We start from the raw sequence: 23056 nt of genomic DNA, 5'->3' as shown, positions 1-23056 counted from the left end.
AGGCTACACTGTCGTGATGCCGCCCAGGCGATCCTGGCCGCCTGGGCCGAAGCCCGGCGCCAGGGCCCTGGCCACCCTCCCCCGGACAGCAGGGGCCGCATGACCGATGACACCCAGCAAGCGTCGCCCCAGGCCGGTCCACGCAACCTGACGACGCTGATCGCCCAGGTGCAGCAGGCGGGGCGACGACGGGAGGACGTGAGCCTGGAAGCGATCCTCGATGCGGTGGGGCGGCGCAGCTTCGCGCCCTTCCTGCTGATCGCCGGACTGGTCACCCTGGCCCCGCTGCTCGGCGACATCCCCGGGGTGCCCTCCCTGATGGCCAGCCTGGTGGTGCTGGTGGCCGCCCAGCTGCTGCTCGGCCGGAGGCATATCTGGCTGCCGCGCGGCCTGTTGCGGCGACGGGTGTCCCGCGAGCGTTTCGTGCGAGTCACGGACTGGATGGTGCGCCCCGCGCGCTGGGTCGACCGCCTCCTGCGGGCACGCCTGGTGTGGCTCGCCCGCCCCCCGGCCCACCTGCCGGTGGCCCTGACCTGCCTGCTGATCGGCCTGGCGATGCCGCCGATGGAGCTGGTGCCCTTTACTGCCAACGGGGCCGGCCTGGCGCTGACGCTCTTCGGCCTGGCCCTGCTCGCCGAGGACGGCCTGATGGCAATGCTGGCCTACCTGCTGACCGGCGGCACCCTGACCATGGTGGTCATCGGCCTCGCCTGACGCGGCGACCGTGGAGCCCACGATGCCAGAATCCAAGACTCGACTCAGGCGGGGCGTGGTCCTCGCGGCCGGGGCGGGCTACGCCGCCAAGGGCGTCGTCTACCTGCTGGTGGGCGGCCTGGCCTTCCTGGCGGCGACCGGCCTGGGGGGCGACAACGTCGGCACCAAGGAAGCCCTCTACGGCCTGGCCAGCGAGCCCTTCGGCGACCTGATGCTCGGCGGCCTGGCGGCCGGGCTCGCCGCCTATGCCGCCTGGCGCCTCCTCCAGGCGCTGCTGGATGCCGAGAACGTCGGTCGAGGGCCCAAGGGCCTCGTCACGCGCCTGGGCTTCCTGATCAGCAGTCTCATCCATGGCAGCCTCGGGATCTACTGCCTCGACCTGTTGCGCGACGCCGCCAGCGGGTCGGGACAGGACACGGCCAGCGACCGCACCGCCCTGGTGATGAGCCACCAGGGCGGGCTCTACGCGATCTTCGCCATCGGCCTGGTGTTCATCGCCATCGGCCTGCGGCAGCTATGGCGGGCCATCCGGCGCAGCTATATCAGCAACTGGTACCGCCAGGACATGGGGCCGCTGCAACGCCGGCTGGCGGACGTCATCACCCGCTGGGGCCTGTCGGCCCGCGGCCTGGTCTTCCAGATGATCGGCCTGTTCCTGTGCATCTCAGCCTGGCAGGCCGACCCCAGCGAGGCCCAGGGCCTCGGCGGCGCGCTGAACGTGCTGGCCGACCAGCCCTTCGGCCCCTGGCTGCTGGGTGCGGTGGCCCTCGGCCTGGCGAGCTACGGCCTCTACTGCCTGATCAATGCCGCCATCCGGGATACCAGCATCGACTGAGGCGAGCGGTGCACCCGACCGAAGTGGCCATCCCGGGCACGGTAAGCCCCACCCGATGCACCTCCACAAAAAAAGCGGCCCGAGAGAGGGCCGCTATCCACAACATGACTAGTCAGAAGGCATCCTGCGCTGACATTAGAAATGTAGTCATCTCGCCTGCACCAGACCCAAGAATATTTTGGGGCCGACCCAGAGCATTTCGATCTAAGCGGCAAGCAGGCCCAGAGCAGCAAGGCATGTCGGGCGATCGAGCGGAAGCGGCTTGTAACTTGAAAGGAACCTAATGCAGATCAAGCACATTGAGGGAAGTAAGTGATTGATTTTATGGTACCGGTGGTCGGACTCGAACCGACACACCTCTCCCCGGACCACCGACCCGACGCGATCAGGTTCGCGCCACGCATCATCCAGCCAAGAAAAAAGCGACCCCCTGAAGGGGCCGCTTGTCCACACCACGAGCTTGATCGAGTCTGAGGCTTCCTGCCTGCCATTAGAAATGTAGTCTTCACTCACATGAAACGCTAAGGAAAATGTCGCAGAACTATGGAGATTTGGTATTAATCAGTACAGATCGCCCGGCCACTGGGAGGGGGAGTAGCGCGGAACATGGTCGAAGCGCCGTTGACACTTTGTTGACACACTAGGAAAGGCTAATTCATATCAAGCACATGGAGGGAGGTAAGTGCTTGATTTCATGGTACCGGTGGTCGGACTCGAACCGACAAGGGCTTGCACCCGGCGGATTTTGAATCCGCTGCGTCTACCAATTCCGCCACACCGGCAACGGCGTGGCATTATACGTGGGCCGCGGTGAAGGTCAATCCGGGCCCTGACTTCGGCCACGGGACACGGTATCCTTGTCGGCTTGCCACGGCTCGCCCGAGCCGTCGTTCATGCCCTTCATCCGGACCGAAACGCCCCATGCAGCGCGCCGATTTCCACTACGAGCTCCCCGAGGCGCTGATCGCCCGCTATCCCTCCGAACAACGCAGCGACTGCCGCCTGCTGTGCGTCGACGGCCAGAGCGGCCGGCTCGCGCACCGTCGCTTCCCCGACCTGCTCGAGCGGCTCGCCCCCGGCGACCTGCTGGTGTTCAACGACACGAGGGTGATTCCCGCCCGCCTGCATGGCCACAAGGCCAGCGGCGGGCGCGTGGAGATGCTGCTGGAGCGCCCGCTGGATGCCCACCGCGGCCTGGCCCACCTGCGCGCCAGCAAGTCGCCCAAGACCGGCACCGAGATCGAGTTCGAGGGCGGCATCCGCGCCGTGGTCGAGGGCCGCCGCGAGGCGCTGTTCGAGTTGCGCTTCCTCGGCGAGACGCCGCTGATCGCGCTGCTCGAGGCCCACGGCCATATGCCGCTGCCCCCCTATATCACCCGCGAGGACGAGCTCGGCGACCGGGAGCGCTACCAGACCGTCTACGCCCGCCGCGACGGCGCCGTGGCCGCCCCCACCGCCGGGCTGCACTTCGACGAGCCGTTGCTCGGGCGGCTTGCCGAGAAGGGCGTGGAGAGCGCCTTCGTCACCCTGCACGTGGGTGCCGGCACCTTCCAGCCGGTGCGCGCCGACGACATCCGCGAGCACCAGATGCACAGTGAGTGGATCGAGGTCTCCGAGACGGTCTGCGACCAGGTGCGGGCGGCCCGCGCCCGGGGCAACAGGGTGATCGCCGTGGGCACCACCAGCGTGCGCTGCCTGGAGAGCGCCTGCCTGAAGAGCGCCGACGACGAGATTGCCCCCTACAGCGGCGAGACCGATATCTTCATCTACCCGGGCTACCAGTGGCGGGTCGTCGATGCCCTGGTCACCAACTTCCACCTGCCGGAGTCGACCCTGCTGATGCTGGTGGCCTCCTTCGCCGGCTTCGAGACGGTGATGGCCGCCTACCGCGAGGCGGTCCGCGAGGGCTATGCCTTCTTCAGTTATGGCGACGCCATGTATCTCACACGAGCCCGCTGACCGACCAAGCCGAGATCCCCGATGCGAGACGAATGCTTCATGACCTTCGAGCGCCTGGCCAGCGACGGCCGGGCGCGCCGCGGACGCCTGACCTTCCCCCGGGGCACGGTGGAGACGCCGGCCTTCATGCCGGTGGGCACCTACGGCACCGTCAAGGGCATGACGCCCGAGTCGGTGGAAGAGATCGGCGCCGAGATCATCCTCGGCAACACCTTCCACCTGTGGCTGCGCCCGGGCACCGAGGTGATCGAGGCCCACGGCGACCTGCACGACTTCGCCCAGTGGGAACGGCCGATCCTCACCGATTCCGGCGGCTTCCAGGTGTTCTCGCTGGGCGAGATGCGCAAGATCACCGAGGAAGGCGTGCACTTCCGCTCGCCGGTGGACGGCGCCAAGGTGTTCATGGGCCCCGAGGAATCCATGGCCGTGCAGCGCTCGCTGGGCTCGGACATCGTGATGATCTTCGACGAGTGCACGCCCTACCCGGCCAGCGTCGAGGAGGCCCGGCGCTCCATGGAGATGTCGCTGCGCTGGGCCAGGCGCTCACGCGACGCCCACGGCGACTCGCCCTCGGCGCTGTTCGGCATCATCCAGGGCGGCATGTATCCCGAGCTGCGTAAGCAGTCGCTCGATGGCCTCGAGGCCATCGGCTTCGATGGCTACGCCATCGGCGGCCTCTCGGTGGGCGAGCCCAAGGCGGAGATGATCGCGGTACTCGACTACCTGCCCGAGTGGATGCCGGCCGACAAGCCGCGCTACCTGATGGGGGTGGGCAAGCCGGAGGACCTGGTGGAGGGGGTACGCCGCGGCGTCGACATGTTCGACTGCGTGATGCCCACCCGCAACGCGAGAAACGGCCACCTGTTCACCGCCGAGGGCACGGTCAAGATCCGCAACGCCAAGCACCGCCACGACGCCGCCCCGCTGGAGGCGGACTGCGACTGCTACACCTGCCGGCACTTCTCCCGGGCCTACCTGCACCACCTGGACCGCTGCGGCGAGATGCTCGGCTCGATGCTCAATACCATCCACAATCTGCGCCATTACCAGCGCCTGATGGCCGGTTTGCGCGGTGCAATCGAAGCGGGTACATTGGCCCACTTCGTGGAAGGGTTCTACGCAAGCCGCGGCCTGCCGGTCCCCCCCGCACCGAATTGACGGCTGGCCGGCCCCCGGAGCCGGCGGCTCGGCGCCCAGGCGCCACCTTGTTTTCACGCGACTCAGGAGATCGTCGTACATGCTGGACTTCTTCATTTCCCCGGCCCTGGCCCAGGACGCCGGCGCCGCCGGCGGCGGCATCGCCCAGATCGTGATGCTGGTCGGCTTCGTGCTGATCTTCTACTTCCTGCTGTGGCGCCCCCAGGCCAAGCGGGCCAAGCAGCACAAGCAGCTGATCGGCAACCTCACCAAGGGCGACGAGATCGTCATCGGCGGCGGCATGCTCGGCCGCATCACCAAGGTCAGCGACGACAGCGAGTTCCTGTCCATGGAGATCGCCGAGGGCACCGAGGTCAACGTGCAGAAGAACGCCGTGGCCGCCGTCCTGCCCAAGGGCACGCTCAAGTCCATCTGACCGGGCGTACCCGCGCCCGCCGCGTCGCCCTGACGCGGCGGGCTGCCCTGCGACCACCGAGGCGGGGCCCGGCCGACCGGCTCCGCCCGGTGCTCGTGATGGCGTAGCGTCCGTCTCCATCATCAGCAACCTGAGGGCAGGGCTCCCATGCTCAACCGTTATCCCCTGTGGAAGTATCTGCTGATACTCCTCGTCCTCCTCGTCGGCCTGGTCTACTCCCTCCCCAACCTCTTCCCCGAGGATCCGGCGGTGCAGATCAGCAGCGACCGGGGCGACACCACCCTCGAGGAGCGCCGCCTCGAGCGCCTCAAGACCACCCTGAGCGATGCCGGCATCGCCATCCAGTCCGTCGAGCGCAACCCCGGCAACGTGCTGATCCGCCTCGACAACGCCGACGACCAGATCCGCGCCCGCGACCTGATCAGCGACGCCCTGGGCGAGGACTACGTGGTGGCCCTGAACCTGGCCGAGTCCACCCCGGCCTGGCTGGAATCGCTGGCCGCCTCCCCCATGACCCTCGGCCTGGACCTGCGCGGCGGCGTGCACTTCCTGCTAGAGGTGGACATGGAGGCCGCGGTGACCCAGCGCCTCGAGGTCAATGCCAGCGCCATGCGCGAGACCCTGCGTGACGAGCGCCTGCGCTACCGCAATACCGAGATCGACGGCCGCACGATCGAGATGGACTTCATGAACGCCGAGGATCGCAGCGAGGCCCGCCGGCTGATCAGTCGCGAGTTCCCCGAGTTCGACTACCGCAACGTCGACCTCTCGCGGGGGGCCGGGCTGGCGATGACGCTGACCGACACCGCCGTGGACGAGATCCAGGACTACGCGATCAACCAGAACCTGACCACCCTGCGCAACCGCGTCAACGAGCTGGGCGTGGCCGAGCCGCTGGTCCAGCGCCAGGGGCCGGATCGCATCGTCGTCGAGCTGCCCGGCGTGCAGGACACCGCCGCGGCCAAGCGCATCGTCGGCGCCACCGCCAACCTGGAGTTCCGCCTCGAGGCCCGTCCGGACACCCCGGAAGTCGAGACCCAGACCTTCCCGTTCCGCAACGAGCCCTCGCGCACCGCCACCCTGATGCGCGACGTGATCATCACCGGCGACAGCGTCTCCAACGCCAGCCGCAGCTTCGACGAGAACGGTCGTCCCCAGGTCAACATCGACCTCGACGGCACCGGCGGCACCCTGATGAACCGCGCCACCCGCACCAACATCGGTCGCAACATGGCGGTGCTCTACATCGAGCACAAGACCCGCGAGCGCACGGTGATGGAGGACGGCGAGGAGGTCACCGTCCGCGACCCCTACACCGAGCGCGGCATCATCAGCCTGGCCACCATCCAGAGCGCGCTGGGCAACAGCTTCCGCATCACCGGCCTCGAGTCGCCCACCGAGGCGGCCGAGCTGGCGCTGCTGCTGCGTTCCGGCTCCTTGGCAGCCCCGATCTACTTCGCCCAGGAGCGCACCATCGGGCCGAGCCTCGGCGCCGAGAACATCGAGCGCGGCGTGCTCTCGGTGCAGGTCGGCCTGCTGCTGGTGGTGCTGTTCATGCTGGTGCGCTACAAGGTCTTCGGGGGGTTCGCCACCCTCGCCCTGGCGCTCAACCTGACCCTGCTGGTGGCCGCCATGTCGATGCTCGGCGCCACCCTGACGCTGCCCGGCATCGCCGGCATCGTGCTGACGCTGGGCATGGCGGTGGATGCCAACGTGTTGATCTTCGAGCGCATCCGCGAGGAGCTGCGCACCGGGCTCTCGGTCCAGCAGGCCATCCACGCCGGCTACGAGCGCGCCTTCACCTCGATCATCGACGCCAACATCACCACCCTGCTGGTGGCGTTGATCCTGTTCTCGATCGGCACCGGGCCGGTCAAGGGCTTCGCCGTGACGCTGTCGCTGGGCATCCTGAGCTCGCTGTTCACCGCCCTGATGGTGACCCGCGCCATGGTCAACCTGTGCTACGGCGGCAGGCCGCTCAAGACGCTCTGGATATAAGAGGTGCCTATGAAATCCCTGATACAACGACAGTTCGACTTCATGGGCAAGCGCCGGGTCGCCTTCGCGATCTCCGGGGCGATGCTGCTGGCGTCGATCGTCTCGCTGCTGCTGCTGGGGCTCAACCTGGGCCTCGACTTCACCGGCGGCACCCTGGTGGAGGTGCGCTTCGCCAGCGCGCCGACGCTGGAGACGGTGCGCCAGACCCTCGAGGCCGCCGGCTTCCAGGACGTCGCGGTGCAGACCTTCGGCGCCTCCACCGAGGTGCTGATCCGCCTCCAGCAGGCCTTCGAAGCCGGCGTCGGCGACCAGGTGGTGACACTGCTCCAGGACGCCGGCAGCGATGTCTCGCTGGTCCGCGCCGAGTTCGTCGGCGCCCAGGTCGGCGACCAGCTGCGCGACAAGAGCGGCATGGGCATGCTGGTGGCGCTGGGGATCGTGATGCTCTACGTGGCGGCCCGCTTCCAGTACAAGTTCGCCATCGGCGCCCTGCTGGCACTGCTGCACGATGTCATCATCGTGGTCGGCGCCTTCTCACTGTTCGGCTTCGAGTTCGACCTCACCGTGCTGGCGGCGGTGCTGGCGGTGATCGGCTACTCACTCAACGACACCATCGTGGTCTACGACCGCATCCGCGAGAACATCCGCAAGTCGCGCATCGACGACATGCCGGCGATCTTCAACGAGGCGATCAACCAGACCCTGTCGCGCACCCTGGCCACCTCCGGCACCACCCTGCTGGTGCTGCTGGCGCTGGTGACCCTGGGCGGCGACATGATCCACTTCTTCGCCGTGGCACTGATCTTCGGCGTGGTGATCGGGACCTTCTCGTCCATCTACGTGGCCGCGGCCCTGCTGCTGCCGCTCAAGCTGCAGCGCGAGGACCTGATCCCCGCCAGGAAGGAAGACCCGGAGGCCGAGGAGCTGCCCTGACCCGGGCGGCGAGCTCAGGCCCACGAAAAAGCCCCCGGCACCATGCCGGGGGCTTTTTTCATCTCCCGTCCCCGAGCGGGACGGGTCGAGAGACGCGGCTAGGCGACGCCCTGGGCGTCGGGACGATAGACTTCACGGGCGTGATGGTAGAGCACGCCGGCATAGCCATTACGCTGCATCACCTTGAGGATCTTCGCCGGGTTCCCGTCGCCGAGGGCACGACGCAGCTTGTCCTGCTGTTCGGCATCGAGGGCCTCGTGCCAGTGGTACGGCTCGCCATTCGCGCTGGCCTGCTCGGCACGGCGGATCAGGTCCATCTCGACCCGGCCGCCGTAGCGATACAGGAGGTCATAGCCCTCCTGGAGGTGCAACGCCGGCACGTCGCAGGGCTTCTCCAGGCTTTCCAGCACGTTGTAGTAGTAATAGCTGAGCGGTTGCATCGTCACTCCTCTCACGGGTGGGTCTCATGGCCCGGCGGCGTGACCCCCGGGGGCGCATGATGCCGGGGTCGTCGGACCGCCGACACCTCCCAAGCTACACCCACAGGGCCGGCCAGAACAGTCCCGTGAATGTCACCGGATGTAATCTCGCCCGGCGGCCCCGGTAGAACGCAAGACGCCCCCGCAGCCGGGCCGCGGGGGCGTTGTCGTGGGGCGGTCACCGCCGGTCCGGCGATGGCCGGGCGCCGCTCAGAAGTGCGGCTTGAGCTGCTGCACCAGCGCCTTGAACAGCCGTGGCCCGGCGGCCATCAGCTGGCCCTCGGCCTCGATCGACGGCTGGCCGTCGGGGGTGCCCATCAGCGCCCCGGCCTCCTTGAGCAGCAGGGCGCCGACATGCATGTCCTGCTCCTCGAGGCCCAGCACGAAGGCGACATCGACGCGCCCGGCGGCCAGCTCGGCGATGTCCAGCAGGCCGCTGCCGGAGGCGCGCTGCAGCTCGATCTGGGGGGCGAGCTGCTGGGTCAGGGTCAGGTAGGCGGGCAGCAGGCGCGGCCGCAGCCAGGTCTCCGGCAGGCTCATGGCGATGCGGCTGCCGGCGATCGCCGTGCGCTTCGGCACGCGGATGCGCTTGCCGTTGAGCTGGGCACCGCGGCCCCGGCTGGCCAGGTACTCGTCGTCGCTGAAGGGACAGATCACCACCGCATGCTCCGGGCGGCCCTTGACCAGGCATACCAGCGACAGCGCGAAGCCGGGCGAGGCGACGGCCAGGTTGGAGTAGCCGTGGAAGGGTTCGATGCGCCACAGGATGTCGCTGCCCTCGCCTTCCCCGCTGCGATGGGGGGTATAGCGACCGACGACGCCGTGCTGGGGATAGCCACGGGACAGCTGACGGGAAATCAGGGTCTCGGCGTTGCGGGCGGCGTCCTCGAGCAGCTTGTCGAGGTTGTGCTCTTCATGGGCGTTCTCGATACGCTCACGGATGCGCAGGAACTGTTCGCCGGCACTGCGAGCGGCACGCAGCGCGAATTGGACCATCGGATGCATGATCGGGCCTTGGGGAGTCGGGGGTGTTAAAGAACGGGTCGGCGCGAATCCTAGCAGAAGCGCGCCCCGCGCGCCACGCCATGCCCCCGGCCGACATGCTAGACTACGGGCCCTTTCCCACGGCGACACCACGCAGGCCCCCCATGCTCAACCGCATCCGCATCGTCCTGATCGGCACCAGCCATCCCGGCAACATCGGCGGCACCGCCCGCGCCATGCACAACATGGGCCTGGCCGACCTGGTGCTGGTGGCGCCGCGCTGCGAACCGCTGACCGCGGATACCGTGTCGCGGGCCTCGGGGGCCGACGCCCTGGTCCACCGGGCCCGCACCGTGGCGACGCTGGAGGAGGCGGTCGCCGACTGCACCCTGGTGGTGGGCGCCAGCGCCCGCTCGCGCACCCTGCCCTGGCCGATGATCACGCCTCGGGCGCTGGGCGAGCGGCTGCCGGACGAGCTGGCCGCGCCGGCGAGCCGCGTGGCCCTGGTCTTCGGCCGCGAGGACAGCGGGCTCACCAACGCCGAGCTGCAGCGCTGCCATGCCCACGTGCACATCCCCACCAACCCCGAGTTCAGCTCGCTGAACCTGGCCGCCGCCGTCCAGGTGCTGGCCTACGAGTGCCGCCTGGCCTGGCTTGCCCGGCCGGCGAGCGGCGAGGCGACGGCCGCGGACGAGGACGAGGACGGCCAGCCGCTGGCCAGCCACGAGGAACTGGAGCACTACTTCGCCCACCTGGAGCGCACCCTGGTCGCCATCGGCTTCCACGACCCGGCCACGCCGCGCCAGTTGATGGCCCGCCTGCGCCGCTTCACCCTGAGGGCCCGGCCGGAGCGCATGGAGCTCAACATCCTGCGCGGCATCCTCTCCGCCACCGAGCGCCAGGCCGAGCGGGGCGACGACGGCTGAGCGGCCGGCTTGAAGCCGGCCCGCCGCACCCCCACTATGAAGGAAACCTCTCGCCCTCCACCCAAGGACCGCCGCATGTTTCAACGTCTGCGCGAGGACATCAACAGCGTATTCGCCCGGGATCCCGCGGCGCGCAACTTCCTGGAAGTGCTGACCAACTACCCGGGGCTGCACGCCCTGCTGGTGCACCGCATGACCCACTGGCTGTGGCGCCACAACCTCAAGTGGCTGGCCCGCACCCTGTCGAGCCTGGCGCGCTGGTTCACGGGCATCGAGATCCACCCCGGGGCGACCATCGGCCGGCGCTTCTTCATCGACCACGGCATGGGCGTGGTGATCGGCGAGACCGCCGAGGTGGGCGACGACGTGACCCTCTACCAGGGCGTGACCCTGGGCGGCACCAGCTGGAACAAGGGCAAGCGCCACCCGACCCTCGAGGACGGCGTGATCGTCGGCGCCGGCGCCAAGATCCTCGGCCCCTTCACGGTGGGCACCGGGGCCAAGGTCGGCTCCAATGCGGTGGTCACCAAGGAGGTGCCGGCAGGCGCCACCGTGGTGGGCATTCCCGGCAAGGTGGTGCAGCGCAGCGAGCCCGACCAGGAGGAGGCCCTGCAGGTCGACCCGGCGCGCCGCGAGGCCATGCGCCGCAAGTTCGGCTTCGATGCCTACGGCGTCAGCCAGGACATGCCCGACCCGGTGGCCCGCTCCATGCAGGCCATGCTCGATCACATGCACGCCGTGGACGAGCGCATCGAGCGCATGTGCTCGACGCTGCGCCAGATCGATGCCGGCTTCCGCGACGGCCAGCTGCCGGAACTGCGCGACGAGGACTTCGCCAATATCCTCGAGGACGTCGACGGCTGCTGCGGGCCGCGGGAGGGCCGGCGCGGGGAGAGCGACCGGTCGACGCCCGCCGACGAATCGCCGGCCGAGGCCAGCGGCGACGCCCCCGAGACGCCGACGCCCCCCCGGGACGAGGTCGGCAAGCGCCGCAGCAATGGTTGACCATGCCACTGGGTCATTATCATAATGGCGAGTCTTCCCGGCCCTTCGCGGGGAACCGGCCCGAGTCACCGACAACCGACGCCGCGTCGGTGCCGAGGTGAGTGCTCCATGCGCCTGACCACCAAGGGACGCTACGCCGTCACCGCCATGCTCGACCTGACCATGAATGCCGACGCGGGCCCGATCAGTCTCGCCGACATCTCCAGGCGGCAGGAGATCTCGCTGTCCTACCTCGAGCAGCTGTTCGCCCGCCTGCGGCGCAGCGGCCTGGTCGACAGCGTGCGCGGTCCCGGCGGCGGCTACCTGCTGGCCATGGCCCCGGAGACGATCACGGTGGCCCGGGTCATCGACGCCGTCAACGAGTCGGTGGACACCACCCGCTGCGGCGGCCTGTCGGACTGCCAGCAGGGCGACATCTGCCTCACCCACCACCTGTGGAGCGAGCTGTCCGAGCAGATCCACGGCTTCCTCGATGGCGTGACCCTGGGCCAGCTGGCCAGCCGCGAGGAGATCCAGCACATCGCCGGCCGCCAGCGCCGCCGCCTCGACGACGACCAGATCCCGACCGCGTCGCCCTGAACCCCGATACCGACCGAGCCCATGAGCGCACCCGTCTATCTCGATTACGCCGCCACCACCCCCGTCGACCCCCGGGTCGCCGAGGTCATGAGTCGCCATCTCACCCTGGACGGCGTCTTCGCCAATCCGGCCTCGCGCAGCCACATGCCGGGCTGGCAGGCCGAGCAGGCCGTGGAGGGCGCACGCCGCCAGGTCGCCGACCTGATCGGCGCCGATCCCCGCGAGATCGTCTGGACCAGCGGCGCCACCGAGGCCGACAACCTGGCGCTGATCGGCTTCATGCGCGCCAACCGGGCCCGGGGCCGACACCTGGTGACCTCGATCGTCGAGCACAAGGCCGTGGTCGATACCGCCAGGGCCCTGGAACAGGAGGGCTTCGAGGTCACCTGGCTGACCCCGGAGCGCGACGGGCGGGTGACCCCCGAGGCCCTGCGTGAGGCGATGCGCGAGGACACGACGCTGGTCTCGCTGATGGCCGTGAACAACGAGCTCGGCAGCATCCACGACCTGGCGGCGCTGGCCGAGGTCGTCCATGCCGGCGGCGCGGTCTTCCACGTCGACGCCGCCCAGGCGGTGGGACGCCTGCCGCTGGATGTGGCGCGCCTCGGCATCGACCTGATGTCGCTGTCCGGGCACAAGGCCTACGGCCCCAAGGGCGTCGGCGCCCTCTATGTGAAGCGCAGCCCGGATATCCGCCTCGAGGCGCTGATCCACGGCGGCGGCCACGAACGGGGCATGCGCTCGGGCACCCTGCCCACCCATCAGATCGCCGGCATGGGCGAGGCCTTCGCCATCGCCGGCCGCGAGGGCGAGGCCGACCAGGCGCGGATCCGGGCGCTGCGCGACCGGCTGCTGGGCGGGCTCGAGGACCTCGGCGGCATCCACCGCAACAGCCTGGTCGAGACCGCGGTACCCAACATCCTCAACCTGGCCTTCGAGGGCGTCGACGGCGAGTCGCTGCTGATGGCCCTGCGCGACATCGCACTGTCGACCGGCTCGGCCTGCAACTCGGCCAGTGTCGAGCCATCCTATGTACTGAAGGGCATCGGCGTGCCCCGCCGCCTGGCACTCGCCTCGCTGCGCTTCAGCTTCGGCCGTTTCACCACCGAGGCCGATATCGACCGGGCGCTCGAGGCGCTACGCCATGCCCTGATCGGGCTGCGCCGCAAGACCCCTTGACCCCATCACGCTTGCAGGAGACCACCATGTCGCATCTTTCGATCACCACTGCCGCCGCCGAGCAGATCCGTCGGGTGCTCGACGAGCGCGGGCACGGCCTGGGCCTGCGGGTCACGGTCAAGCCCAGCGGCTGCTCGGGCTACAGCTACGTGCTCGACTTCGCCGACGAGGCCGCCAACGACGACGTGGCCTTCGAGGAACACGGCGTCAAGGTCTATGTCGCCCCCGAGGCCCTCGAGATGCTCGACGGCAGCGAGGTCGACTACGTCTCCGAGGGCCTGAACCGCTACTTCCGCTTCCGCAACCCCAACGTCAAGGACGAGTGCGGCTGCGGCGAGAGCTTCAGCGTCTGAGTCCGAGGCGCGATTGTCCATTGCCGCTCGGGGGCGGTATACTCTGCGCCCTGTCGGCGCCCGACGCCGGACCGCATCATACCGAGCCTCGCGCCGCCCCGGCCCTCCCGGGGCGGCGCGAGGTTGTACCGCTCGACCCTTCCCAGACTGGAGACACGCCCCATGGCTACCGAACGCACCCTGTCCATCATCAAGCCCGACGCCGTCGCCAAGAACGTCATCGGCGACATCGAGAGTCGCTTCGAGAAGGCCGGCCTGAAGATCGTCGCCGCCAAGATGCTCCAGCTGTCCCGGGAGCAGGCCGAGGGCTTCTATGCCGAGCACAAGGAGCGCCCCTTCTTCGGTGACCTGGTCGGCTTCATGACCTCCGGTCCGGTGGTCGTGCAGGTGCTGGAAGGCGAGAACGCCATCGCCGCCAACCGCGACCTGATGGGCGCCACCAACCCGAAGGAAGCCGAGGCCGGCACCATCCGCGCCGACTTCGCCCAGTCCATCGACGCCAACGCCGTGCACGGCTCCGACTCGCCGGAATCCGCGACCCGCGAGATCGCCTATTTCTTCGAAGACAGCGAGATCTGCCCGCGCGGCTGATCGCCTGCCATCGGCGGGGGTCTCCCACCCCCGCTCTGCCCCACCGACCCGCTGACTGCCATGACCGCCACCACCGCTCCGCAACGCACCAACCTGCTCGGCATGACGCGCGAGGAGATGGAAGCCTTCTTCCTCTCCATCGGCGAGAAGAAGTTCCGTGCCTCGCAGGTGATGAAATGGATCCATCACGAGGGCTGCGCCGACTTCGCGGCCATGACCAACCTGTCCAAGGCGCTGCGCACGCGCCTGGCCGAGGTCGCCGAGATCCGGGGCCCGAGCGTGGTCTACGAGGGCACCTCCAGCGACGGCACCCGCAAGTGGGTACTGGAAGTGGAGGACGGCAGCTACGTGGAGACCGTGCTGATCCCGGCCGAGAACGGCAAGCGCCGGACCCTGTGCGTGTCCTCCCAGGTCGGCTGTTCCCTGGACTGCAGCTTCTGCTCCACCGGCAAGCAGGGCTTCCAGCGCAACCTCACCGCCGCCGAGATCATCGGCCAGGTGTGGGTCGCCAGCAACAGCTTCGGGGCGCGCAAGGATACCGCCAACCGCCCGGTCACCAATGTGGTGATGATGGGCATGGGCGAGCCGCTGCTGAACTATGACAACGTCGTGCCGGCGATGAAGCTGATGCTCGACGACAACGGCTACGGCCTCTCCAAGCGCCGCGTCACCCTCTCCACCTCCGGGGTGGTGCCGATGCTCGACCGCCTCGGCGACGAGCTCGACGTGAGCCTGGCCATCTCGCTGCATGCCGCCAACGACGAGCTGCGCAGCGAACTGGTGCCGCTCAACCGCAAGTACAACATCCGCACCCTGCTCGACGCCTGCCAGCGCTACCTGGCCAAGTGCGACGACACGCGGATGGTCACCGTCGAGTACACGGTGATCAAGGGCGTCAACGACCAGCAGGAACATGCCCGCGAACTCGCGGCGCTGCTCGAGGAGCTGCCCTGCAAGATCAACCTGATTCCCTTCAACCCCTTCCCCCATTCGGGCTACGAGACGCCGTCGCGCAACCAGGTGATGCGCTTCCAGCAGTGGCTCTACGAGCTCGGCTACACGGCGCCGATCCGCTCCACCCGCGGCGACGACATCGATGCCGCCTGCGGCCAGCTGGTCGGCCGCGTCAAGGATCGTACCAAGCGCCACGAGCGCTACATCCAGTCGATCCAGCTCGACGCCGACTGACCCGGGGCACCTTGACTTCAACCGGGCACGACGCTTTGATGGTCGGGCCTTTTTTCACCATCGGCCAGGCACCCCACGCCCCGCGCGGAGAGGGGGTGCCCGCCACCAGAGAGGATGCCATGACCCGTCGCCCGCGCCTGCCCGGATTCCGACACCTGCCCGTCACCGTCCTCCTGGCCGGCGCCCTGTGGCTGACCGGCTGTGCCACCCAGCCCGGCACGAGCACGCCGGCCGCGGCGGAGACGGCCGACCCGGTGGCGGCCTATACCCGCCTCGGCGTGGCCTATCTGGAGCGCAACAACCTGCCCCGAGCCCTCTCGGCCCTGGACCGCGCCCTGGAACTGGACCCCGAGGCCCCCGAGGCCCTGCAGGCCATGGCCATGGTCTACCAGCGGCAGGGCGAGGCGGCCCTAGCCGACGAGGCCTTCCGCCAGGCACTGCGCAGCGCGCCGGACCTGACCCGGGCGCGCAACAACTATGCCGCCTTCCTGTATGATCAGGGGCGCATCCGCGAGGCCTGCCAGCAGCTCGAGCGGGCCACCGAAGACACCCAGTACGCCAACCGGGCCCAGCTGTTCACCAACCTCGGCCAGTGCCAGCGGGAGCTCGGCGACACTCGGGCCGCCCGCGAGAGCCTGGCACGCGCCCAGAGCATCGACCCGCGCCGGCCCGGCAGCTACCTGCGCCTGGCCGAGCTCGAGTACGAGCAGGGCCACTATGCCCGGGCCGAGCGCGAGCTCGAGACCTACCGGCGCCTGGCCGGTACCACCGCGGCGGCTCGTCGCCTGGCCCGCGACATCGCCCAGGCCCGGGGCGGTCAGGTCGATGCCCCCTCACTGGATGCTTCACATGGCGCGCCCTGACCTCGAGATTTTCCATAAGGATGCCACGCCATGAGCGACACCCATTCACAGGAGCCCGATGCCTTCGCTCCCCAGGCCTCGCCGGGTGAGCTGCTGCGGCGCGAGCGCGAAGCCATGGAGCTGTCACGCGAAGAGGTCGCCGAGGCCCTGAACCTGCGCCCGGCCGTGATCGACGGCCTGGAGCGGGACAGCTACGAGGAAGTGCCGATCGTCACCTATCGGCGCGGCTACCTGCGCAGCTACGCCAACCTGCTGGGCATCGACGCCGAGCAGGTGCTGGCCGCCTACCAGGCGCGCTTCGGCAGCGATGACCAGGAGCGCAAGGTGACCCCGGTACACGTGGTCAACAAGCCGCCCTCACGGCTCGGCGCCTGGATGTTCCGCCTGGCCACCCTGGTGGTCATCGCCGGCCTGGTCGGCCTGACGCTGATGTGGTGGCAGAGCCGCGGCGGCAGCCAGCCCCCCACCCCCGGCGACAACGCCCCGGTGGCCGTGGACAGCCTCGACGGCACCACCACCATCACCGAGGGCGGCGGCGAGCCCGCCGACGAGCCGGCCCCGGCCGCGGCCGACGATGCAGCCACCGCCAGCGAGGCCCCGGGCGACGAGGCGGCCTCGACCGAGGCATCGTCCGCCCTCACGGGCGACGTCGCGCCATCGGCCCCGCCCGCCGGCGCGACAGAGGCGCCCGAGGCTGCCGACGAGGCTCCGGCGGCCGCACTCGAGGCGGAGACCGAGCCGGCCGACGAGGCGCCGGCGCCCGACGCCGGTGTGCTGCGCCTGACCTTCAACGAACAATCCTGGACCGAGATCTTCGACGCCACCAACCAGCGCGTTTTCGTCGGCCTGCAGGAACCCGGCACCACGGCGCGCGTCGAAGGCGAACCGCCCTTCCGCCTGACCGTGGGCAACGCCACCGGCGTCGAGCTGGTCTGGCGCGGCGAGTCCGTGGATCTGGTGTCCCGCGCCGACGCCAACAACGTCGCCCGTTTCACCCTGGGAGAATGAGTCCGACATCATGCACGCACCATCGCCCATCACCAGACGCCAGTCGCGCCGCATCCATGTCGGCACGGTCCCGGTCGGGGGCGGCGCCCCGATCTCCGTCCAGAGCATGACCAACACCGACACCCTGGACGTGGCCGCCACCGTGGCCCAGATCCGTCAGTTGGAGACCGCCGGCGCCGACATCGTGCGGGTCTCGGTGCCCAGCATGGACGCCGCCGAGGCCTTCGGCCGCATCAAGCGCGAGGTCGAGGTGCCGCTGGTCGCGGACATCCACTTCGACTACAAGATCGCCCTGCGCGTCGCCGAGCTCGGCGTCGACTGCCTGCGCATCAACCCCGGCAACATCGGCCGCGAGGACCGGGTGCGGGCGGTCGTCAGCGCCGCCCGGGACAACGGCATCCCGATCCGCATCGGCGTCAACGCCGGTTCGCTGGAGAAGGACCTGCAGAAGAAGTACGGCGAGCCCACCCCGGCGGCCCTGGTCGAGTCCGCGATGCGCCATATCGACCACCTGGAACGCCTCGACTTCCCCGACTTCAAGGTCAGCGTCAAGGCCTCCGACGTGTTCATGGCCGTGGCCGCCTACCGCGAGCTGGCCGGACGCATCGAGCAGCCGCTGCACCTCGGCATCACCGAGGCCGGCGGGCTGCGCTCGGGCACCGTCAAGTCGTCGATCGGCCTGGGCATGCTGCTGATGGACGGCATCGGCGATACCATCCGGGTCTCGCTGGCGGCGGACCCGGTCGAGGAGATCAAGGTCGGCTTCGACATGCTCAAGAGCCTCCGGCTGCGGGCCAAGGGCATCAACTTCGTCGCCTGCCCCAGCTGCTCACGCCAGAACTTCGATGTCATCGGCACCATGAATGCCCTGGAGGAACGTCTGGAGGACGTCCTGACGCCGCTCGATGTCTCCGTCATCGGCTGCGTGGTCAACGGCCCCGGCGAGGCCAAGGAGAGCGACATCGGCCTGACCGGCGGCGACCCGGCCAACCTCGTCTACATCGACGGCAAGCCGGCCAGCAAGCTGCGCAACGACCACCTGGTCGACGACCTGGAGCGGCTGATCCGCGACAAGGTCCGGGAGAAGCAGCAGGCCGAACAGGACGTCATCGCCCGGGACGCCTGATCCCGACGACCCCCTCAAGGAGCAAGCATTGAGCAAGAAGATCCAGGCCATTCGTGGCATGAACGACCTGCTGCCGGACCAGTCCCCGCTGTGGCAGTACTTCGAGGGCCAGGTGCGTACCCTGATGAGCCGCTATGGCTATGACGAGATCCGCACCCCCATCGTCGAGCAGACCGCGCTGTTCAAGCGCTCCATCGGCGAGGTCACCGACATCGTCGAGAAAGAGATGTACACCTTCGAGGACCGCAACGGCGACAGCCTGACGCTGCGCCCCGAGGGCACGGCGAGCTGCGTGCGAGCCGCCCTGGAGCACGGCCTGCTGCACAACCAGACCCAGCGGCTGTGGTACCAGGGCCCGATGTTCCGCCACGAGCGCCCCCAGAAAGGCCGCTATCGGCAGTTCCACCAGATCGGCGTGGAGAGCTTCGGCCTCGAGGGGCCGGACATCGATGCCGAGATGATCCTGCTGTCGGCCCGGCTGTGGCAGCAGCTGGGCCTGTCCGAGCACGTCACCCTGGAGCTCAACTCGCTGGGCTCGGCGGAGGCCCGCGCGGCCTACCGCGATACCCTGGTGGACTATTTCGAGTCCCATTATGAACTGCTCGACGAGGACTCGCGCCGGCGCCTGACCAGCAACCCGCTGCGCATCCTCGACTCCAAGAACCCCGACATGGCGCCGATGCTGGCCGATGCGCCGCGGATGATCGACCACCTGGACGCCGAGTCGCGGGACCACTTCGCGCGGCTCACCGCCATGCTCGACGCCGCCGGCATCGGCTACGTGGTCAACCTGCGCCTGGTGCGTGGCCTGGACTACTATTCGCGCACCGTCTTCGAGTGGACCACCACCGCACTGGGCAGCCAGGGCACGGTCTGCGCCGGCGGTCGCTACGACGGCCTGGTCGAGCAGCTCGGCGGCAAGCCGGTCCCGGCGGTGGGCTTCGCCATGGGCATCGAGCGCCTGATCCTGCTGCTCGACACCCTGGAGCTGGTCCCCGATGAAGCCCGTGGCGAGCTCGACGTCTACCTGCTGCCGATGGGCGAGGCCACCGAGCCGGCCGCCCTGTTGCTCGCCGAGCGGTTGCGCGAGGCCCTGCCCACGCTGCGCCTGCAGCTGCACTGCGGCGGCGGCAGCTTCAAGAGCCGCATCAAGAAGGCCGACCGCAGCGGCGCCCGCCTGGCCCTGCTGCTCGGCGAGGACGAGCTCGCCGAGAACGCCGTGACGCTGAAGTTCCTGCGCGAGGACCGCGAGCAGCGGCGCCTCGACCAGGACGCACTCGCCGAGACCCTCACATCCCTGCTGGCAGGCGAGACCCTCGCCTGACGGCCCGCGGACAGAAAGGAGACCGCCCGTGGCGGAGCTGAGAACCGAAGAAGAACAGCTGGAAGCCATCAAGCGCTGGTGGAAGGAGAACGGCACCTCGCTGATCCTCGGCGCGGTGATCGCCGCCGCCGGCGTCTTCGGCTGGAAGGCCTGGCAGGACTATCAGGCCGGCCAGGCCGAGGCGGCCTCCCAGCGCTACCAGCAGCTGCTCACCCTGAGCGGCCAGGATGCGCTCGACGAGGCCGCCCGCCAGCAAGCCGACGGCCTGGTGACCACCCTCACCGAGGACCACGGCGATAGCCTCTATGCCGACCTGGCCCGGTTGCTGGACGCCCGCCTGGCCGTGCAGGCCGGCGATACCGCCGCCGCCCGCACCGCCCTGGAAGGCCTGATCGCCGAGAGCCCGCGCCCCTACCTGCAAGGCCTGGCTCGGCTGCGCCTGGCTCGCCTGCAGCTCGCCGACGACGCCGCCGAGGCGGCGCTGTCCACCCTGGACGGCGAGATCCCCGCGCCCCTGAGCGCCCAGCGGGCCGACATCCGCGGCGATGCCCACCTGATGCTCGGCGACCGGGAGGCGGCCCGTGACGCCTGGCGCGAGGCGCTCAGCCTGTCCGAGGCGAGCGACCAGCCGCTGTACGGCGTGCAACTCAAGCTGGACGACCTGGGCGTCGAGGAGACCACCTCATGAAAGCGAACTTCATGATCGCCGCCACCGCGGCGCTGGGCCTGCTGGCCGGCTGTGCCGGCCAGGTGGAGCCCCAGTACCCGCCGAAGGAACTGCAGGCCACCGCGGGCACCACCACCACCGAGACCCTGTGGCACGAGCAGGTCGGCGACGGCCTGGGCCTGGGCGGCTATCCCCTGTCGCCGGCCCAGGACGGCGACGTCATCTTCGCCGCCGACCAGCACGGCCTGGTCCGGGCCCTGGACGCCGACAGCGGCGAGCCCCGCTGGACCACCGAGCTCTCCGCCGGCGCCTCCAGCGGCCTGACCGCCGTGGCCGGCCGAGTCTACCTGGGCACCCGCAACGGCGAGGTGCTGGCCCTCGACCAGGCCGACGGCGAGGTGCTGTGGCGCACCCGCGTCAGCAGCGAGGTGCTGGCCGCGCCCCAGGCCAACCGCGAACTGCTGGTGGTCCAGGCCGTGGACGGCAAGGTCACCGCCCTGGATCGCGAGAGCGGCGCCGAGCGCTGGGTCTACAGTACCTCGCGCCCGTCGCTGACCCTGCGCAGCACCGGCACCCCGCGGGTGATCGACCAGGTCACCTTCGCCGGCCTGGCCAACGGCCGCCTGGTCACCCTCGACAACCGCGTGGGCCAGCCCCTGTGGGAGCGCCGCATCGCCACGCCCGAGGGCCGCAGCGAGATCGAGCGCCTAGTCGACCTGGCCGGCCAGCCGGTCCTGACCCAGGACGGCCGACTCTTCGTCACCAGCTACAACGGTCGCCTGATGGCCCTCAAGGCCACCACCGGCGAGACCCTCTGGTCCCGCGACGTCTCCAGCTATCGCACCCCGGTGCTGGTCGGCGACTTCCTGTTCGTGGTCGACGAGGCCAGCCATCTGCTCGCCCTGAACGCCGGCAACGGCGAGGAACTGTGGCGTCTCGAGGCCCTCGAGGGCCGTGAGCTCACCGATCCGGCCTTCGCCGACGGCCGCCTGGTGGTGGGCGACTTCGAGGGCTACGTCCACTTCATCGATGCCCGTGAGGGCACCCTCGTCGGTCGCACCGAGATCGACGGCTCCGGCATCAGCGTGCGTCCGCTCACCGACGGCCGTCGCGTCTATGCCCTGGCCGACGACGGCAGCCTCGAGGCCCTGGAACTGCAACCATGACCCCCGTGATCGCTCTGGTCGGCCGCCCCAATGTAGGCAAGTCGACCCTGTTCAACCGTCTGACCCGCTCCCGCGACGCCCTGGTGGCCGATTTCCCGGGCCTGACCCGGGATCGCAAGTACGGCAACGGCGTGCTCGGCGGCAAGGCCTACACGGTGATCGACACCGGCGGCATCAGCGGTGACGAGGAAGGCATCGACGCGGCCATGGCCGAGCAGTCGCTGCAGGCCATCGACGAGGCCGACATCGTGCTGTTCCTGGTCGACGGCCGCAGCGGGCTGAACGTGGCCGACGAGGCCATCGCCAATCACCTGCGCATCAACCAGAAGAAGACCTGGCTGGTGGTCAACAAGACCGACGGCCTGGAAGAGCACTCCGCCATGGCGGACTTCTGGCAGCTCGGCCTCGGCGACCCGCGGCCGATCGCCGCCGCCCATGGCCGCAACGTCACCGCGCTGATCGAGGAGGTGCTCGCGCCCTTCCCCGAGCGCGACGAGGACATCCCCCCCGACACCGGCACCAAGGGCATCCGCATCGGGGTGATCGGCCGGCCCAACGTGGGCAAGTCGACCCTGGTCAATCGCCTGCTCGGCGAGGAGCGAGTGGTGGTCTTCGACGAGGCCGGCACCACCCGCGACGCCATCGAGATCCCCTTCGAGCGCCGCGGCAAGCCCTACGTGCTGGTGGATACCGCCGGCGTGCGGCGACGCAAGAACGTCCGCGAGGTGGCCGAGAAGTTCTCGATCATCAAGACCCTGGAGGCCATCAAGGAGTGCCATGTCGCCATCATGGTGCTCGACGCCAGAAGCGGCCTGGTGGAACAGGACCTGCACCTGCTCGACTACGTGCTGACCAGCGGCCGCGCCCTGGTGCTGGCGGTCAACAAGTGGGACGGGCTGGAGAGCGAGGCCAAGGACAGGATGCGCACCGAGATCAAGCGCCGCCTGGGTTTCGCCGACTACGCCGAGCTGCACTTCATCTCGGCGCTGCACGGCACCGCGGTGGGCGACCTCTATCCCTCGCTGGAGCGGGCCTTCGCCTCCGCCAACAGCCACTGGTCCACCAACCGGCTGACCAATATCCTCCAGGACGCCGTGGAGCAGCATCAGCCACCGATGGTCAACGGCCGGCGCATCAAGCTGCGCATGGCCCACCAGGGCGGCAGCAACCCGCCAATCATCGTCGTCCACGGCAACCAGACGGACTCGCTGCCCGAGGCCTACAAGCGCTACCTGACCAACACCTTCCGCAAGGTGCTCAAGGTGCGTGGCACGCCGATGCGCTTCGAGTTCCGCTCGGGCAAGAACCCCTACGACAACCTGGCCGGCGCCAGCGACCGGGAGAAGGCCAAGAAGCGCGAGCTGGACCGCACCAGGGAGGCCCGCCGCGGCCGTCGCTGACGCACCGCTCGCCAGGCTCCCTCCACTCCTCCGCCCGGCCCGTGCTCGCTCACGGGCCGGGCGGTGTCGTCTCCGGTCGACAACTTCCCCTCGGCGAGACGCCGTCGACGCCCACGGCCCCTTGACGCGCCGGGCCGGCACCCCTCAAATACGCCGGCCCTGCCACATCGTTGAATATTCGCAGAACGCGATCCCACCCCCTCCGG

The 23056-nt window shown here is 69.3% G+C and carries 23 protein-coding genes and 1 tRNA gene; 21 read left to right on the top strand and 3 right to left on the bottom strand.

Annotated features, from left to right (window positions below; all coding sequences use genetic code 11):
* Window positions 1–99 precede the first annotated feature (99 nt).
* Window positions 100–714 (top strand): exopolysaccharide biosynthesis protein, encoded by a 615-nt coding sequence (locus tag FHR97_RS16605; protein ID WP_183384915.1) that lies wholly within the window; start codon window positions 100–102, stop codon window positions 712–714.
* Between the two features lie 22 nt (window positions 715–736).
* The gene (locus FHR97_RS16600) at window positions 737–1549 is read left to right on the top strand and encodes a DUF1206 domain-containing protein (protein WP_221187833.1); all 813 of its coding nucleotides are present in this window, start codon (window positions 737–739) and stop codon (window positions 1547–1549) included.
* A 695-nt stretch (window positions 1550–2244) separates the two neighbouring features.
* Here FHR97_RS16600 and FHR97_RS16595 read toward each other — a convergent pair.
* Window positions 2245–2331: transfer RNA gene (locus FHR97_RS16595), tRNA-Leu, on the bottom strand.
* Window positions 2332–2470: 139 nt separating this feature from the next.
* On the opposite strand from FHR97_RS16595, the gene queA reads away from it, so the two are divergent.
* The 5 genes from queA to secF all read left to right on the top strand — a co-directional run bounded on the left by queA (window position 2471) and on the right by secF (window position 8012).
* Window positions 2471–3508, top strand: a complete 1038-nt coding sequence (queA, locus tag FHR97_RS16590) for a tRNA preQ1(34) S-adenosylmethionine ribosyltransferase-isomerase QueA (RefSeq protein ID WP_183384914.1) — start codon at window positions 2471–2473, stop codon at window positions 3506–3508.
* Between the two features lie 39 nt (window positions 3509–3547).
* Window positions 3548–4666, top strand: coding sequence for a tRNA guanosine(34) transglycosylase Tgt (gene tgt, locus FHR97_RS16585; protein WP_183384942.1), 1119 nt, complete (start codon window positions 3548–3550; stop codon window positions 4664–4666).
* Between the two features lie 79 nt (window positions 4667–4745).
* Window positions 4746–5081, top strand: coding sequence for a preprotein translocase subunit YajC (yajC, locus tag FHR97_RS16580; RefSeq protein WP_183384913.1), 336 nt, complete (start codon window positions 4746–4748; stop codon window positions 5079–5081).
* Window positions 5082–5228: 147 nt separating this feature from the next.
* Window positions 5229–7079 carry a protein translocase subunit SecD gene (gene secD / locus FHR97_RS16575; RefSeq protein ID WP_183384912.1) on the top strand — a complete coding sequence of 617 codons (1851 nt, stop codon included), beginning with the start codon at window positions 5229–5231 and terminating at the stop codon, window positions 7077–7079.
* A gap of 9 nt (window positions 7080–7088) precedes the next feature.
* A complete protein-coding gene (gene secF / locus FHR97_RS16570) occupies window positions 7089–8012 on the top strand; it encodes a protein translocase subunit SecF (RefSeq protein WP_183384911.1) in 924 nt (307 codons plus the stop codon).
* A 98-nt stretch (window positions 8013–8110) separates the two neighbouring features.
* Here the strand turns inward: secF and FHR97_RS16565 are convergent, their stop codons facing one another.
* Together FHR97_RS16565 and FHR97_RS16560 are read right to left on the bottom strand one after the other, a co-directional pair.
* The gene (locus FHR97_RS16565) at window positions 8111–8452 is read right to left on the bottom strand and encodes a hypothetical protein (RefSeq protein ID WP_183384910.1); all 342 of its coding nucleotides are present in this window, start codon (window positions 8450–8452) and stop codon (window positions 8111–8113) included.
* A gap of 249 nt (window positions 8453–8701) precedes the next feature.
* Complete coding sequence (locus FHR97_RS16560) at window positions 8702–9496, bottom strand: inositol monophosphatase family protein (protein WP_183384909.1); 795 nt, start codon at window positions 9494–9496, stop codon at window positions 8702–8704.
* 143 nt (window positions 9497–9639) lie between these two features.
* Between FHR97_RS16560 and trmJ the strand changes: the two genes are divergently transcribed.
* The 14 genes from trmJ (at window position 9640) to der (ending at window position 22850) form a co-directional block, all read left to right on the top strand.
* Window positions 9640–10401 carry a tRNA (cytosine(32)/uridine(32)-2'-O)-methyltransferase TrmJ gene (trmJ, locus tag FHR97_RS16555; RefSeq protein WP_183384908.1) on the top strand — a complete coding sequence of 254 codons (762 nt, stop codon included), beginning with the start codon at window positions 9640–9642 and terminating at the stop codon, window positions 10399–10401.
* Window positions 10402–10476: 75 nt separating this feature from the next.
* The gene (gene cysE / locus FHR97_RS16550; RefSeq protein WP_183384907.1) at window positions 10477–11406 is read left to right on the top strand and encodes a serine O-acetyltransferase; all 930 of its coding nucleotides are present in this window, start codon (window positions 10477–10479) and stop codon (window positions 11404–11406) included.
* A gap of 108 nt (window positions 11407–11514) precedes the next feature.
* Window positions 11515–11985, top strand: a complete 471-nt coding sequence (locus FHR97_RS16545) for an Rrf2 family transcriptional regulator (protein WP_183384906.1) — start codon at window positions 11515–11517, stop codon at window positions 11983–11985.
* A gap of 21 nt (window positions 11986–12006) precedes the next feature.
* Entirely contained in the window at window positions 12007–13164 is a 1158-nt protein-coding gene (locus FHR97_RS16540; RefSeq protein WP_183384905.1) for an aminotransferase class V-fold PLP-dependent enzyme, read from the top strand.
* Between the two features lie 26 nt (window positions 13165–13190).
* Complete coding sequence (locus FHR97_RS16535) at window positions 13191–13517, top strand: HesB/IscA family protein (RefSeq protein ID WP_183384904.1); 327 nt, start codon at window positions 13191–13193, stop codon at window positions 13515–13517.
* Between the two features lie 162 nt (window positions 13518–13679).
* Window positions 13680–14108: a nucleoside-diphosphate kinase gene (gene ndk, locus FHR97_RS16530; protein WP_183384903.1), complete on the top strand. Its 429-nt coding sequence runs from the start codon at window positions 13680–13682 to the stop codon at window positions 14106–14108.
* 60 nt (window positions 14109–14168) lie between these two features.
* Window positions 14169–15296: a dual-specificity RNA methyltransferase RlmN gene (gene rlmN, locus FHR97_RS16525; protein WP_183384902.1), complete on the top strand. Its 1128-nt coding sequence runs from the start codon at window positions 14169–14171 to the stop codon at window positions 15294–15296.
* A 119-nt stretch (window positions 15297–15415) separates the two neighbouring features.
* Window positions 15416–16159, top strand: coding sequence for a type IV pilus biogenesis/stability protein PilW (pilW, locus tag FHR97_RS16520; RefSeq protein ID WP_183384941.1), 744 nt, complete (start codon window positions 15416–15418; stop codon window positions 16157–16159).
* Between the two features lie 30 nt (window positions 16160–16189).
* On the top strand, window positions 16190–17167 hold the full coding sequence (locus tag FHR97_RS16515; protein ID WP_183384901.1) for a RodZ domain-containing protein: 978 nt from the start codon (window positions 16190–16192) through the stop codon (window positions 17165–17167).
* A gap of 10 nt (window positions 17168–17177) precedes the next feature.
* A complete protein-coding gene (gene ispG, locus FHR97_RS16510) occupies window positions 17178–18293 on the top strand; it encodes a flavodoxin-dependent (E)-4-hydroxy-3-methylbut-2-enyl-diphosphate synthase (protein ID WP_183384900.1) in 1116 nt (371 codons plus the stop codon).
* 28 nt (window positions 18294–18321) lie between these two features.
* On the top strand, window positions 18322–19617 hold the full coding sequence (hisS, locus tag FHR97_RS16505) for a histidine--tRNA ligase (protein ID WP_183384899.1): 1296 nt from the start codon (window positions 18322–18324) through the stop codon (window positions 19615–19617).
* 28 nt (window positions 19618–19645) lie between these two features.
* Entirely contained in the window at window positions 19646–20305 is a 660-nt protein-coding gene (locus FHR97_RS16500; protein WP_183384898.1) for a tetratricopeptide repeat protein, read from the top strand.
* Window positions 20302–21450 carry an outer membrane protein assembly factor BamB gene (bamB, locus tag FHR97_RS16495; RefSeq protein ID WP_183384897.1) on the top strand — a complete coding sequence of 383 codons (1149 nt, stop codon included), beginning with the start codon at window positions 20302–20304 and terminating at the stop codon, window positions 21448–21450. The genes FHR97_RS16500 and bamB overlap by 4 nt, the downstream gene beginning before the upstream one ends.
* Entirely contained in the window at window positions 21447–22850 is a 1404-nt protein-coding gene (gene der / locus FHR97_RS16490; protein WP_183384896.1) for a ribosome biogenesis GTPase Der, read from the top strand. Before bamB ends, der begins: the two co-directional genes overlap by 4 nt.
* The last annotated feature ends 206 nt before the right edge of the window (window positions 22851–23056 follow it).

This window comes from Halomonas stenophila (assembly GCF_014192275.1).
Lineage (GTDB): Bacteria > Pseudomonadota > Gammaproteobacteria > Pseudomonadales > Halomonadaceae > Halomonas > Halomonas stenophila.
This window is presented reverse-complemented; position numbering and strand designations above follow the sequence as displayed.